This is a genomic window from Bradyrhizobium sp. SK17, from assembly GCF_002831585.1.
GTDB lineage: Bacteria > Pseudomonadota > Alphaproteobacteria > Rhizobiales > Xanthobacteraceae > Bradyrhizobium.
The window spans coordinates 7,337,732-7,350,371 of the sequence record NZ_CP025113.1 but is presented as its reverse complement, the minus strand read 5'-3'; the positions used below and the strand labels follow the sequence as shown (position 1 = coordinate 7,350,371).

14 protein-coding genes are annotated in these 12,640 nt (G+C 64.4%); 8 read left to right on the top strand and 6 right to left on the bottom strand.

What is annotated here, in order from left to right; all coding sequences use genetic code 11:
• Positions 1 to 127: 127 nt before the first annotated feature.
• Both CWS35_RS34175 and CWS35_RS34170 read right to left on the bottom strand, forming a co-directional pair.
• On the bottom strand, positions 128 to 922 hold the full coding sequence (locus CWS35_RS34175; RefSeq protein WP_100955563.1) for an extracellular solute-binding protein: 795 nt from the start codon (positions 920 to 922) through the stop codon (positions 128 to 130).
• Between the two features lie 194 nt (positions 923 to 1,116).
• On the bottom strand, positions 1,117 to 2,340 hold the full coding sequence (locus tag CWS35_RS34170) for a polyhydroxyalkanoate depolymerase (protein ID WP_024579935.1): 1,224 nt from the start codon (positions 2,338 to 2,340) through the stop codon (positions 1,117 to 1,119).
• A 173-nt stretch (positions 2,341 to 2,513) separates the two neighbouring features.
• Between CWS35_RS34170 and CWS35_RS34165 the strand changes: the two genes are divergently transcribed.
• Together CWS35_RS34165 and CWS35_RS34160 are read left to right on the top strand one after the other, a co-directional pair.
• The gene (locus tag CWS35_RS34165) at positions 2,514 to 3,170 is read left to right on the top strand and encodes a glutathione S-transferase (RefSeq protein ID WP_100955562.1); all 657 of its coding nucleotides are present in this window, start codon (positions 2,514 to 2,516) and stop codon (positions 3,168 to 3,170) included.
• A 320-nt stretch (positions 3,171 to 3,490) separates the two neighbouring features.
• Positions 3,491 to 3,925 (top strand): cupin domain-containing protein, encoded by a 435-nt coding sequence (locus CWS35_RS34160; RefSeq protein ID WP_024579937.1) that lies wholly within the window; start codon positions 3,491 to 3,493, stop codon positions 3,923 to 3,925.
• A gap of 314 nt (positions 3,926 to 4,239) precedes the next feature.
• Here CWS35_RS34160 and CWS35_RS34155 read toward each other — a convergent pair whose 3' ends face one another.
• The gene (locus tag CWS35_RS34155; RefSeq protein WP_024579938.1) at positions 4,240 to 4,464 is read right to left on the bottom strand and encodes a hypothetical protein; all 225 of its coding nucleotides are present in this window, start codon (positions 4,462 to 4,464) and stop codon (positions 4,240 to 4,242) included.
• 196 nt (positions 4,465 to 4,660) lie between these two features.
• Between CWS35_RS34155 and CWS35_RS34150 the strand changes: the two genes are divergently transcribed.
• Positions 4,661 to 5,032 carry a hypothetical protein gene (locus tag CWS35_RS34150; protein ID WP_100956904.1) on the top strand — a complete coding sequence of 124 codons (372 nt, stop codon included), beginning with the start codon at positions 4,661 to 4,663 and terminating at the stop codon, positions 5,030 to 5,032.
• Between the two features lie 33 nt (positions 5,033 to 5,065).
• On the opposite strand, the gene CWS35_RS34145 is transcribed toward CWS35_RS34150, so the two are convergent.
• Together CWS35_RS34145 and CWS35_RS34140 are read right to left on the bottom strand one after the other, a co-directional pair.
• The gene (locus CWS35_RS34145; RefSeq protein WP_100955561.1) at positions 5,066 to 6,169 is read right to left on the bottom strand and encodes a mandelate racemase/muconate lactonizing enzyme family protein; all 1,104 of its coding nucleotides are present in this window, start codon (positions 6,167 to 6,169) and stop codon (positions 5,066 to 5,068) included.
• Positions 6,170 to 6,403: 234 nt separating this feature from the next.
• On the bottom strand, positions 6,404 to 7,645 hold the full coding sequence (locus CWS35_RS34140; RefSeq protein ID WP_024579941.1) for an ABC transporter substrate-binding protein: 1,242 nt from the start codon (positions 7,643 to 7,645) through the stop codon (positions 6,404 to 6,406).
• Positions 7,646 to 7,883: 238 nt separating this feature from the next.
• Here CWS35_RS34140 and CWS35_RS34135 point away from each other — a divergent pair, with 238 nt between their 5' ends.
• On the top strand, positions 7,884 to 8,723 hold the full coding sequence (locus tag CWS35_RS34135; RefSeq protein WP_024579942.1) for an AraC family transcriptional regulator: 840 nt from the start codon (positions 7,884 to 7,886) through the stop codon (positions 8,721 to 8,723).
• 198 nt (positions 8,724 to 8,921) lie between these two features.
• Here the strand turns inward: CWS35_RS34135 and CWS35_RS34130 are convergent, their stop codons facing one another.
• Positions 8,922 to 9,932, bottom strand: coding sequence for a polyprenyl synthetase family protein (locus CWS35_RS34130; protein WP_024579943.1), 1,011 nt, complete (start codon positions 9,930 to 9,932; stop codon positions 8,922 to 8,924).
• A gap of 135 nt (positions 9,933 to 10,067) precedes the next feature.
• Between CWS35_RS34130 and CWS35_RS34125 the strand changes: the two genes are divergently transcribed.
• The 4 genes from CWS35_RS34125 to CWS35_RS34110 all read left to right on the top strand — a co-directional run bounded on the left by CWS35_RS34125 (position 10,068) and on the right by CWS35_RS34110 (position 12,586).
• Positions 10,068 to 10,295 (top strand): DUF2007 domain-containing protein, encoded by a 228-nt coding sequence (locus CWS35_RS34125; RefSeq protein ID WP_100955560.1) that lies wholly within the window; start codon positions 10,068 to 10,070, stop codon positions 10,293 to 10,295.
• Positions 10,288 to 11,115 (top strand): tRNA1(Val) (adenine(37)-N6)-methyltransferase, encoded by an 828-nt coding sequence (locus CWS35_RS34120; protein WP_245438784.1) that lies wholly within the window; start codon positions 10,288 to 10,290, stop codon positions 11,113 to 11,115. Before CWS35_RS34125 ends, CWS35_RS34120 begins: the two co-directional genes overlap by 8 nt.
• Before the next feature lie 243 nt (positions 11,116 to 11,358).
• Entirely contained in the window at positions 11,359 to 12,279 is a 921-nt protein-coding gene (locus CWS35_RS34115) for a S49 family peptidase (protein ID WP_100955558.1), read from the top strand.
• A 115-nt stretch (positions 12,280 to 12,394) separates the two neighbouring features.
• Entirely contained in the window at positions 12,395 to 12,586 is a 192-nt protein-coding gene (locus tag CWS35_RS34110) for a hypothetical protein (RefSeq protein WP_024579947.1), read from the top strand.
• Positions 12,587 to 12,640: the final 54 nt, after the last annotated feature.

Below are 12,640 nucleotides of genomic sequence, written 5' to 3'. Positions count from 1 at the left end.
CGTCACCCTGAGGAGCGCGCACTTGCGCGCGTCTCGAAGGGTCGATGGCCTCGCCGGCGGCCGATTCATTCTTCGAGACGCGCTGCGCGCTCCTCACGATGACGGGGAGAGAGATGGATGGACGTCGCTAATGCGTGGCACCCGAGGCAATCGGATCCAGTCCGCTCTCCACCAGCGCGTCGCGGGCATCTGACGAGGCGAGGAAGCTGATCAGCGCCTTGCCGGCCTCGGGCTGCTTCGAGACGGTCGCGATCCCGGCGGAGAACACCGTGATCTTTTGCAACGGCTCCGGCAGTGGACCGACGATGTCGATGCCGCTGACCGGCTTCAACTCGGAAATCTGCTGCAAGCCGATCTCGGCCTCGCCCTTGGCGACGATCTCGCCGACCGGGGTCGCCGGGATCATCCGCGCCTTGTCCTTCATCTGGTCGGCGATCCCGAGCTTGCCGAACATCTCGGTCGAGACATAGACGCCGCTGGCGCTGTCGGAATAGGCGACCGATTTCGCCGCCAGCAGCGCCTGCTTGACGCCGTCCGCCGAACCGATGTCGGGCTTCGGCGCGCCTGACTTGACCGCGATGCCGATCGGCGATTTCACCAGGTCGACGCGGCTGTCGGCCACCACCTTGCCCTGCTTGATCAGGTCGCCGAGCGCGTAGCCGACCATGATCAACACGTCAGCCGGCTCGCCGCGTGCAAGCCGCACCGGAATCGCGTTGGCCGTGGTACCCATCGAAGGGCCGAACGCGGTCACCACCTTGTGCCCGGTCTTGCGCTCGAACTCCGGCACCAGCGCCTTGTAGGCCGCGGTCAACCCGCCCGAGATCATGACATGGACTTCGGCGGCGCTTGCCGTTGATGTGATGGCGACGGCGCCGATCAAGGCGAGCGTGAGGGCACGGAGGCCGGTGAGGACGCGCATGGAGTTTCTCCCTGGACGATTCTTCGAGAGCGGGGTCGTCGTGGCCGGGGAGACTATAGCTCGGGAAGAGGCGTGACTAGCCGCCACTCGTCATTGCGAGGAGCGTAGCGACGAAGCAATCCATCGTTCCGCATGCATGGATCGATGGATTGCTTCGCTACTCTCGCAATGACGGGGAGGGAGCGTCCGCACCCTCACGAATTCACATGCACGAAATCGCGCAGCAGCGGGTAGATCTCGTTGTTCCAGCGCTTGCCGGAGAACACGCCGTAATGGCCGACGCCGGCCTGCATGTGATGCACCTTGCGATAGGTGCGGACGCCGGTGCAGAGGTCCTGGGCGGCGAGCGTCTGGCCGATCGAGCAGATGTCGTCCTTCTCGCCCTCCACCGTCATCAGGCCCATGCGCCGGATCGCCGCCGGGTTCACCGGGCGGCCGCGATGCATCAGCATGCCCTGCGGCAGCAGGTGCTCCTGGAACACGTCGCGCACCGTCTCGATGTAGAATTCCGCCGGCAGATCCATCACGGCGAAATACTCATCGTAGAAGGTCTTGATCACCTCGGCCTTGTCGGTCTCGCCCTTGGCGAGATGGTCGGCGAGATCGATGTGCTGCTTGATGTGACGCTCCAGGTTCATCGACACGAAGGCCGTGAGCTGCACGAAGCCGGGATAGACCTGGCGCAACGCGCCCTTGCACTGCATCGGCACGTAGTTGATCAGATTGTCCTCGAACCATTTGATCGGCTTGCTCTTGGCGAACTGGTTCACCTTGGTCGGCAGGATCCGTGTGTCGATCGGGCCGGCCATCAGGGTCAGCGACGCCGGCCGCGCCGGATGATTGTCTTCCGACATGACGGCGGCGGCGGCGAGCGCCGACACCGAAGGCTGGCAGATCGCCACCATGTGCGCCCGCGGGCCGAGCTGGCCGAGGAAATCGATCAGATGGTCGGTGTAATCCTCGAGCCCGAAGCGGCCCTCGCTGCGCGGGATGTCGCGTGGATTGTGCCAGTCGGTGATGTAGACGTCGTGGTCCTGTAGCAGCGTCTTCACGGTGCCGCGCAGCAACGTCGCGAAATGTCCGGACATCGGCGCCACCAGCAGCAGCCGCGGCTGCTCCGGTCCGTCCACCTTCCTGAAATGCAGCAGCGAGCCGAACGGCGTCGCATAGGCGACCTCCTCGGTGACCTGCAATTCCCTGTTGCCGACGGTGACGCTGCCGATGCCGTAATCGGGTCGGGCGTAGGTCAAGGTGGAGCGCGAGATCAGCTCGAGCGCGGCGGCGAGCCGGCCGAACGTCCGGTCGGACGCGCCCCGGGGCGCTAGGTTGAGATAACGCAATGCCGCCGCGGCGCCGGTCCGCCACGGCGCCGTGAGGTCCATATGGTTCTGATAGGCCTGGTACAGCATCGACATCATACGCATCCACCCAGTGGCCCGGTCTGCCAAGCAATATCGAGGCCAGAGGTCGGCTCACTGCCCGGCAAATTGGCACGTGGCTTGCTGCGAAAATGACCGGCTCCGGGGTGCGCGGCGGTTGGACCGGCGGGCGGCGTCCGGCAGCGAGACGGTTTCGGGCGTGAGGGACTGACATGGCGAAAGCAACACTCACCATCAGCAGCAAGAACTATTCGTCCTGGTCGCTGCGCGGCTGGCTGCTGGCGAAATTCGCCGGACTGGAGTTCGAGGAGGTGGTCACCGCGCCTGATGATCCCTCGGCGCGGGCCGAACTGCTGCTGCTGTCGTCATCGATCCTGGTGCCTTGCCTGCGCCATGAGGGCGCGACGGTCTGGGATACGCTGGCGATCGGCGAGTATCTCAACGAGATCATGCCGCACGCCGGACTGCTGCCGGAGGACCGGATCCAGCGCGCGCATTGCCGCTCGATCTCGGGAGAGATCCATTCCGGCTTCACCACGCTGCGGTCGTCGCTGCCGGTCAATCTGAAGGGGCATTTTCCCGGCTTCAAGATCTGGTCGCGGGCGCAGGCCGACATCGACCGCGTCTGCACCATCTGGCGCGATTGCCTGGCCAAGTCCGGCGGGCCGTTCCTGTTCGGCGAACGCCGCACCATGGCGGACGCGATGTATGCGCCGGTCGTGACCCGCTTCATGACCTATGACGTGAAGCTCGACCCCGGCCTCGCGGCCTATGCCAGGACCATCGTGGCGATGCCCGAGATGCAGGAATGGATCGAGGCCGCGAAGGCCGAGCCTGCCGATGTCGAGGAGCTCGAGGTCGAATATTAGGCAGCGCATGCCAGGAGCAGCCCGCATCGGCGGCTCAAGCTGCGGGCAAGCAATGCTCAACGGACGTGCCGCCGGCGCCAGGCATCGGCGCCGCGCGACGATCGAGCGCAGCACGCGCCGAACGCGAATTCGTGCCTCATGCCAGATGCTTCCGCGGCGATGGCCGCGAGCGGCGAGACCGATCGCCGCGGCGCGAGCGGGCTGGCAAGGATTTCGCATAGCAAGATTCGAGCTGTGACCGCGACGATGCGACGCTGCCGAAAATTTGGACGCCGAGCCGCGCCGCGATCTCGCGAACACGAGAACCGTGGAGGCTTGAAATGAACCAGCACGCCGTCGTCAGCAAATTCTCCCACGTCAAACCCGGTGACACCGAGTTCAAGGGCGGAGGTCTGCGCGACTTCTTCCTGTATCGCGATCTTGGCATTGCCGATGCCACCAGCGGGCAGGTGATCTGCCATCTGGTCAAGGCCAATCCCGATCTGCCGCCCGAGCACGGCACCGGTTGGCACAAGCATCTGTGCGACTTTCAGATCGTGATCATGACCAAGGGCTGGGCCCGCTTCATGTACGAGGACAAGGAGACGCTGGTCGAGGCCGGCGACGTCATCCATCAGCGTCCCGGCATCACCCACTATCTGTTCGATTACTCGAAGGACATGGAATATCTCGAGATCGTCAGCCCCGCCGATTTCAAGACCGTCGATGTGCCGCCGGCGACCGAGACGGTGCCGCCGGTCACCCCATGGGAATGATCGCCACTGAAAATCAGAGAGGGGCTCGCGATGTCGTCCGCGGAGGAATTAACCTTTGTGGTCGGCCGCTGGGTGCGGCCGATCGTCATGCTTCTGTATGTGGTGCGCTGCGCCGGGCTGATGACCACATCTAGCCGTGAACAACGGAGTACAGCGCTCGATCAGTGATTCGGACGCGGTTCGTTCCATCCGCGTTCCAAATCTTAAGACGATCGGCGTGCGCGTCGCGTTTTGAAACAGCACACGCCGTGATCCCCGCGACGAACGCGACGTGCTCGTGCGAGGATCGTGAGTATTGAGTGCGCCTAACCGGCTCAGGCGATGCCCGCCTGCTTCTCGCGCGGCATGCGCCACGCGATGACATTGGCTTCCAGCGTGCCGCCGGTTGCGTCATTCCGCCACTGGCCGTTGACGAAGCGGCACGCGAACGGCAGCTGATACGTTCCGCTATGATCCTCGCAAAGCACTTCCACGCGTTGTTCCGGCGAAGGTTCGCCATTGCCATCGAATTGCGCCAGCCGTTTTTCGCGCGTAGCCATGCGATCTGTCTCCACTGCCCAAGGTCGAGCCAAAAGGGGTCGAACCAAACAAGTTCCGAAGGCCCCCGTCCCCACGAGTAGTCCCCGTAATGAAATGAAGCACACCGCTCGAATGCGGTTTCAGTGTGGTATGTGTGCCTTGCTTTCTGCGTCGCGTGCACAAATCTGTGAATGACGCGCTTGATTGGGGATGCCGATGATCGCTCGCTATGCACTTGTCTTGCTCATGCCGCTTGCGCTTGGCGCCGTCGGAACCGCGCATGCGCAGGACGTTCCCGGCATCGAGATCTGCACCGTCGAGAAGACGATGGAGCGGCGCACGAGTTGCTTGCAGAGCAATGTCGATTTCTTGCAGAAGACCATCACCAAGCTGACGACAGATCACCAGCAGAAGCTCGACGCCGCCAACCGGCAGATCGAGAGCTTGAAGATTTCGGTCTCGGGCTTGCAGAAGCTCGTCACCGACTTGCAGGCCGCGCAGGTCAAGCTGACCGAGGACCTGAAGAAGAAAGCCGACGCGGCGCCGGCAAAGGATGCCGCGCCTGCCGCGAAGGATGGGACGAAGTAGCGCACCGTCATTGCGAGGAGCGAAGGATTCGTTCTACGCCACCCGGTACGTCTCCATCACGTCGCGATCCGGCTCGTAGCCGAGGCCGGGGCCTTGCGGCACGGCGACATGGCCATGGGCGTCGACAGCGATGCGATCGCCCCACAGGCAGGCAGGGCGCTTCATGAAGAACACCTCGATCAGCCCCTCGTCGCGGATCGCCATCAGATGCAGGGTGGCGAGGAAGCCCGGCCCGAAATAGGGCGAGTGCGGAATCACCTGGACGCCGAACTCGTCGGCGAGCACGGCCACCCGCAGGAATTCGGTGACGCCGCCGACCTTGATCACCGACGGCTGCGCGTGACTGACCGCGCCGGCGGTCATCATCTGGCGGAATTGATGCACGGTGCAGGCGTTCTCGCCGGCCGCGATATCGAGCCGGCCTTCTCGTCGCACCTCCGCGAGCGTGGCGAAATCCTCCGGCGGCCAGACCGGCTCCTCCAGGAACATCGGCGCGGCCTGCTTGCAGTCGCGGGCGAACTGGATCGCCGCCGGCCCATCCAGCGGGCAGTTCATGTCGACCATCAGCGGCACGTTGGGGCCGATCGCCTCGCGCGCGGCTGATACCGCGGGCACGGTGGTCTCGTGCAGCTTGATCGCGGCATAGCCAAGCTTGATCGCCTTCTTGCATTCGGCGGCGATATGCGCGGAATTGCCGATCCGCATCAGGCTCGCATAGGCCGGGATCGTGCTGCGCCTGGCGCCGCCGATCAGTTGATGCAGCGGCTCGCCCTTCACCTTGCCGGCGAGATCCCACAGCGCGATGTCGAGCGCCGAGATCGCGAACATCGTGATGCCGTAGCGGCCGAACAGGTGCAGATTGCGCTGGATCTGCTCCATCACGGCGGGAATCCGGGCGGCATCGGGCACTTCGAGGCCGCGTGCCTGCGGCGCGATCATCTCGGTGACCGCCATGCAACTGGTCTTCGGGCAGACATAGGCGAAGGCGTCGCCCCAGCCGGTCAGGCCGGCGTCGGTCGACACCTCGACCAGCACCATGTCGAGCGCGGAGATCGCGGAAGCGCCCTGGCGGAAGCTCGCTGGTCCCGCGTCGTAGGGAATGCGGATGTGGTGGGCGCGGACGTCGGTGATTTTCATTGTTGTTGTCCTTCCAGTCGCAGGATGTGCCTGGAGTCGTGCTGGCCGGACACTTCAGCCTGGGTCCGCCATCGCTTCCGTCCGGGCTCCTGCAAGGCATGCTGTCCCATGCTGTCCCAAGTCTTGCTGTCCCAAGTCTTGCCAGTGGAATAGCTTGCGCGCGAATCGTGTCGAAGACGTGGATGCCCGGCGCAAGGCCGGGCATCATGAAGCCTCGAGTTGTGGAGCTGCGCCCTAGCTGTTCTTCTCGCCGCTCATGATCGGGCCGAACCGCTCCCAGCTCTCGCCCTTGAAGCGCATCATCTGCAACTGCTCGATCGGTGCATAATCGTCCGGCCCGGTCCTGATCTTGGTGCCGGGCAGATAGATGCCGATCTCGAAGTTGAGGCTGGCCGCCTGCTTCATCAGGTTCTCGCGGGTGAGGTTGTCGCCGCATTGCCGCAACACCTGCTCCAGCCCCTTGGCGACGCCGTAACCGAACACGGTCGAGGCGTCGTTCTGGTCGCCCTCGGGATACCACTTGGTCATGAAGGCGCGCCATTCGTTCATGGCCGGATCGTTCTTCCACTCGTGATCGGCGGGGTCCTTCAGATACTGGGTCGACAGGATGCCCTGGCTCGCCTCATAGCCGGCCGGCTTCATCACGCCGCCGATCGAGACCGAGACGTTGGTGAGGAATTGCACCGGGTGCCAGTCCAACTCGGCGGCCTTCTTGATCGCCTGCGCCGCGAATTTCGGCGTTGCGATGTTGACGAAGATGTCGGGATTGGCGCCCTTGATCTGCACGATCTGCGAATCCACCGTCGGCGACGAGGTCTCGTAGGAGGATTCGACGATGATCAGTTTCTTGGCCTGATCGCCAAGCCCGTCATGCAGGCCGTTCAGGTAGTCCTTGCCGAAATCGTCGTTCTGATAGAGCACGCCGATGGTCTTGCCGGGATAATTCTGCAGAATGTATTTGGCATAGATGCGGGCCTCGACCTGGTAGCTCGGCTGCCAGCCCATGGTCCACGGGAAGTTCTTCGGGTCGTTCCACTTGGCGGCGCCGGTCGAGACGAACAGCTGCGGCACCTTCTTGGCGTTCATGTATTTCTGGATCGCGGTATTGCCCGGCGTGCCCAGCGGATTGAAGATCAGCAGCACCTCGTCGCTCTCGACCAGCTTGCGGGCCTGCTCGACCATCTTCGGCGGGCTGTAGGCGTCATCGTAGGAGATGAAGTTGACCTTGCGGCCGTTGATGCCGCCTTCGCTGTTGAGCTTGTTGAAATAGGCCGCTTCGGTCTTGCCGATCGTGGCATAGGCTGACGCCGGCCCCGAATAGGGCATGATGTTGCCGACCTTGATCTCGGTGTCGGTCGCGCCCGGGTCGTACTTCTTCTGTGCGTTGGCCGCGCTTGCGACCGCGATGGTCAAGAGCCCCGCGAGCGCCGCAGACTTGAGACAGTTGGCATAGCTAACCAGTCGGTGATGCATCATTGTCCTCCCTGACATGCTGGCCGGCGGCTCGTGCAGTCTTGATTTTCGGGCAGCTTGATGAGCCGTCGGATCGATGCGTCAGCGAGTATGCACGATTGCAACGGTGTTGCCAGCAACGCCTTTGGGATAAATTTCCGCGGAACGAAATCACGGTTTCGCCGCTGCGCAGCAAGGATTGTCAAACGCCACGCGCGGCGGCCGAGCATGATGCCCGAGACTTGCAGGAAAGCCGTCGTCCATGAACCCAGCCCAGAAAGCACTCTGGTACATCGAAGGCCATCTCGGCAGGTCGCTGACGCTCGACGACATCGCGGCCGTCGCCGGGGTGTCGCGCTTCCATCTGGTGCGGGCGTTCGCGGAGGCGACCGGGTTCTCGGTGATGCGCTACGTGCGGGCGCGCCGGCTCAGCGAGGCCGCGCGCGAGCTCGCGGCCGGCGCGCCCGACATCCTCACGCTGGCGCTCGACGCGGACTACGGCTCCCACGAAGCGTTCACCCGCGCGTTCCGTGACCATTTCGGCGTCACGCCGGAGACGGTGCGCGCGACGACCTGCCTGACCAAGCTCAAGCTCCAGGAGCCGATCTCCATGATCTCGACGGCCCTCGATCACATCGACCCGCCGCGGATGGCGACCGGCAAGGCGTTCCTCGTCGCCGGCATCGGCGAGCGCTACAACCACACCAATGACAGCACGGCCGGCATTCCGAACCAGTGGAGTAGCTTCCACCAGCAATGCGCGCATATTCCTCGCCAGGTCGGCAATGGTGCCTATGGCGTGTGCTGCAACGGCGATGATGCCGGCAATTTCGACTACATCGCGGGCGTCGAGGTCGCCGATTTCTCCGACCTGCCGCGCGAGTTCGCGCGGGTCCGGATCCCGGCGCAGAACTACGTGGTGTTCACCCACTCAGAGCACATCTCGACTATCCGACGCACCCACAACACGATCTGGAATCGCTGGCTGCCGCAATCCGGCATGAAGGTTGCCGACGCGCCGAACTTCGAGCGCTACGACGAGAGGTTCGATGCGTCGACCGGCAATGGCGGGTTGGAGATCTGGGTGCCGGTGAGGGAGTAGCGCGACGAACGATGGTATGAAGGCTCTGTCGCAAAGCTCGATGTCGTCCCGGCGAAGGCCGGGACCCATAACCACCGATGCGGCTTGTGATGCGACGTCGGGACGACGAGTCCCGTCTCCAACTCCCGCCGCGGCGTATGGGTCCCGGCCTTCGCCGGGACGACACCGTTTGTGCGGTCGTGAACTTGCCTTGCTAGCTCAGTGCGTGCGCGCGAGGCAGAACGCGACGACTTCTTCCAGCGCGGTCTTCATCGGCGAGGGCGGGAACAGCGCCAGTGCGTCGACGGCCATTGCGCCATAGTGATGGGCGCGGCTGATCGTGTCCTCGAGGGCGCGGTGCTTGGTCATCAGCCCGATCGCGTGGTCGAGGTCGTCCGATCCGATCTCGCCGCGCTCCAGCGCGCGGATCCAGAACTTGCGCTCGGTGTCGTTGCCGCGGCGGAAGGCGAGCACCACCGGAAGCGTGATCTTGCCCTCGCGGAAATCGTCGCCGACGTTCTTGCCGAGCTTTGCGGATTTGCCGCCATAGTCGAGCACGTCGTCGACGAGCTGGAAGGCGATGCCGAGATTCATGCCGACCGAGCGGCAGGCGGTCTGCTCGGCCTTGGGCCGGTTGGCGATGACGGGGCCGACCTCGCAGGCGGCGGCAAACAGCTCGGCGGTCTTGCCGCGGATCACGGCGAGATATTCGTCCTCGGTGGTCGCGGTGTTCTTGGCGGCAGCCAGCTGCATCACCTCGCCCTCGGCGATGGTGGCGGCAGCCGCGGAGAGAATATCGAGCGCGCGCAGCGAGCCGACCTCGACCATCATCCGGAACGCCTGGCCGAGCAGGAAGTCGCCGACCAGCACGCTGGCCTCGTTGCCCCACAGCATCCGCGCGGACAATTTGCCGCGGCGCAGCTCGCTCTCGTCGACCACGTCATCGTGCAGCAGGGTCGCGGTGTGCATGAACTCGACCGCGGCGGCGAGCTTGATATGGCCGTCGCCGGAGTATTCCGAGAGCTGGGCCATCGCCAGGGTCAGCATCGGGCGCAGCCGCTTGCCGCCCGAGGAGATCAGATGATTGGCGACCTCGGGGATCATGGTGACTTCGGAGCCGGTCCGCGACAGGATCGTCGCGTTGACGCGCTCCATGTCGGCGGCGACAAGTCCCACCAGCCCGTCGATCGAAGCATTTGACGGGCTTTCGAAGGGTACAATAACCGCCACGCTGGTCTCCAATTTTGCCGAATACGCACTATGCTCAGCTATAACAATAGAAACTGCGCGGGGCAGCGGCAAGGCCACGAAGTTGTTGACATGTGACGCATTGGCCGCACAGCCGGGCCGACAGGAGAGCGTATTTTGTGGGAATTGGTACGGACCAATGACGTGGTGCTGGTCTCCGCCATCGGGGCGTTGCTCGACAGCGCTAACATCCATCATCTGGTGCTGGACCAGAACATGAGCATCATCGAGGGCTCGCTCGGCGTGTTGCCGCGGCGGATCCTGGTGCATGAGGACGACAACCTCGAGGCCCGCCAGCTTTTGACCGATGCCGGTCTGGGCCACGAATTGCGCGCCGATGATTAGAGCGATTTCAAGCGAAGTGGGCCCCGGTTCGCGTGAAGAACGCGGGCCAAAGAAGGAGTCGCCGGCCATCGAGATCACCGAGGACGGATTTCTCGGCGGACAGTTGCGGCTGCGGCAGCCCCGCAGCGGCCATCGTGCCGGCCATGACGCGATCCTGCTGGCGGCCGCGACCCCGGCACGACCGGGCGACCGCGTCGTCGATCTCGGCGCCGGCGTCGGCGCCGCCGGGCTTGCGGTGGCACGGCGGGTGGGAGGCATCGATCTCGTCCTGGTTGAAATCGATCCCGCATTGGCCGAGCTGGCGCGGAATAACGCCGGCGCCAATGCGATCAAGGCCGAGGTGACCGTGCTCGACGTCGAGGCCGGCGCCTCCGCCTTCGCTGATTCCGGCCTCGGGCCGGACAGTGCCGACGTCGTGCTGATGAATCCGCCGTTCAACGATCCGGCGCGGCACCGCGCCTCGCCGGACGGCGTTCGGGAGCGTGCCCATGTCGCGATCGCGACCACGCTGGCCGGCTGGGTTCACGTCGCGCGGCGGATTCTCAGGTCCAACGGGCAGCTTGCGATGATCTGGCGGGCCGATGGGATCGCCGAGGTGCTGGCCGCGCTGGATCGCGGCTTTGGCAGCCTCGAGATCCTGCCGGTTCACGGCGAGGCGAGTTCGCCGGCGATCCGAATCCTGGTGCGGGCCACCAAGGGGGGCCGGGCGCCGACGCGGCTGCATGCCGCGCTGTTGCTCAATGAAGGGTCAGGCGTGCCCAATAAATGGGTGCAGGAGATTTTGGCGGGAAAAGGAGAATTGCCGCTGGCGCGGCGTTAGTGGGCAGCAGCGCTGCCCAGCCGTGATTGGCACTTAGTTACTGCGAGGCCGTTTCCGACTGGCGCTCCGGCGCCGACGTGAAATGGATTGCCGTCAGCAATGTTCCGATCAGCAAAATCAGCAGATAGATCTTCATGGTCCCTCTCCGCCGCGAATTGCAACCCCAATGACAAAATGCAAAACGCGTTCCACGGAATCCAATGACAGTGGCGTGATAAAAAGTGGTTAATTCGAGGTAACGGCATGAGTGAACAAAGAAGTGATCGCCAAGGACTTTCCCAGGGACGTTCGGGACTGCTCGAACGGGTGCAGGGAATGCTTCCGGCGCGCTTCCGGCGCGGCACGGCCGTCGTCCCGGTGGTGCGGCTGTCAGGCGTGATCGGCGCGGTGACGCCGCTGCGACCGGGCATGACGCTCTCGGGCGTCGCCAAGATGCTGGAGCGCGCCTTTGGCACCAGGAATGCCAAGGCGGTGGCGCTGGTGATCAATTCGCCGGGCGGCTCGCCGGTGCAATCCCGGCAGATCTATCTGCGCATCCGGCAACTGGCGGCCGAGAAGAAGCTGCCGGTCCTGGTGTTCGCGGAGGATGTCGCGGCCTCCGGCGGCTACATGATTGCCTGCGCCGGCGACGAGATCTATTGCGACCCGTCCTCGATCCTGGGCTCGATCGGCGTGGTTGGCGGCAGCTTCGGCTTCCAGGAGGCGATCAAGAAGATCGGGGTCGAGCGGCGGCTCTACACGGCCGGCAGCCACAAGGCGATGCTCGATCCGTTCCTGCCCGAAAACCCTGATGACGTCGCCCGCCTCAAGACGATCCAGCGCGAAATCCACACCACCTTCATCAACCTGGTGAAGCAGAGCCGGGGCAGCCGGCTGAAGGCGGCCGATGACGTGCTGTTCACCGGCGAATACTGGGCGGGCGAGACCGCTATCGGCCTCGGGCTTGCCGATGGCATCGGCGATCTCCGCTCCACCTTGCGGGCCCGCTATGGCGAGAAGGTGCTGACCCCGGTGATCGCGCCCGCGACCGGCCTATTGTCCGGCCTGCTCGGTCGCCGGGCCCCGGGGGCGGGACAGCTCGCGCTGGACGGGCTTGCCGGTCTGCCGGACGACCTGATCTCGGCATTGGAAACACGGGCGATTTGGGCCCGATTCGGGCTCTGAACACGGGGATTTGAGCGCGCCATTTAGCCCCAAAAGTGCGATTGCGGCGCAGGCCGGGTTGCGCGAGAATAGGGGTATTGGGGGCCTGACAGACGTGAACGACAAGGATCGACCGATGCCGCCGCTGATTGCATTCGCAGGCGTCCTGGGTGGCCTGGCCGTGGTCCGCTGGGCTTACAAGACGGCCGTCCGGATCAACCAGGAACTGGAAGAGGCGCGCTTGTCGCGCGTCGCCGAGACCGCGCACGCGAGCGAAATCAAGACCCTGCGCCGCGACCCCGTGACCGGGGCCTATCGCCCGGGCTAACCAGCGCTCAAAACCGCAAAAGGGCGGTGCCGGATTTTCCGGCATCGCCTTGAT

Excerpts from the sequence above, each read along its gene's own strand:
- CWS35_RS34155 (WP_024579938.1), bottom strand. The coding sequence starts at position 4,464 with ATGGCTACGCGCGAAAAACGGCTGGCGCAATTCGATGGCAATGGCGAA.
- CWS35_RS34140 (WP_024579941.1), bottom strand. The coding sequence starts at position 7,645 with ATGATGCATCACCGACTGGTTAGCTATGCCAACTGTCTCAAGTCTGCG.
- CWS35_RS34175 (WP_100955563.1), bottom strand. The coding sequence starts at position 922 with ATGCGCGTCCTCACCGGCCTCCGTGCCCTCACGCTCGCCTTGATCGGC.
- CWS35_RS34135 (WP_024579942.1), top strand. The coding sequence starts at position 7,884 with ATGAACCCAGCCCAGAAAGCACTCTGGTACATCGAAGGCCATCTCGGC.
- CWS35_RS34120 (WP_245438784.1), top strand. The coding sequence starts at position 10,288 with ATGATTAGAGCGATTTCAAGCGAAGTGGGCCCCGGTTCGCGTGAAGAA.
- CWS35_RS34165 (WP_100955562.1), top strand. The coding sequence starts at position 2,514 with ATGGCGAAAGCAACACTCACCATCAGCAGCAAGAACTATTCGTCCTGG.
- CWS35_RS34160 (WP_024579937.1), top strand. The coding sequence starts at position 3,491 with ATGAACCAGCACGCCGTCGTCAGCAAATTCTCCCACGTCAAACCCGGT.
- CWS35_RS34150 (WP_100956904.1), top strand. The coding sequence starts at position 4,661 with ATGATCGCTCGCTATGCACTTGTCTTGCTCATGCCGCTTGCGCTTGGC.
- CWS35_RS34110 (WP_024579947.1), top strand. The coding sequence starts at position 12,395 with ATGCCGCCGCTGATTGCATTCGCAGGCGTCCTGGGTGGCCTGGCCGTG.
- CWS35_RS34170 (WP_024579935.1), bottom strand. The coding sequence starts at position 2,340 with ATGATGTCGATGCTGTACCAGGCCTATCAGAACCATATGGACCTCACG.
- CWS35_RS34115 (WP_100955558.1), top strand. The coding sequence starts at position 11,359 with ATGAGTGAACAAAGAAGTGATCGCCAAGGACTTTCCCAGGGACGTTCG.
- CWS35_RS34145 (WP_100955561.1), bottom strand. The coding sequence starts at position 6,169 with ATGAAAATCACCGACGTCCGCGCCCACCACATCCGCATTCCCTACGAC.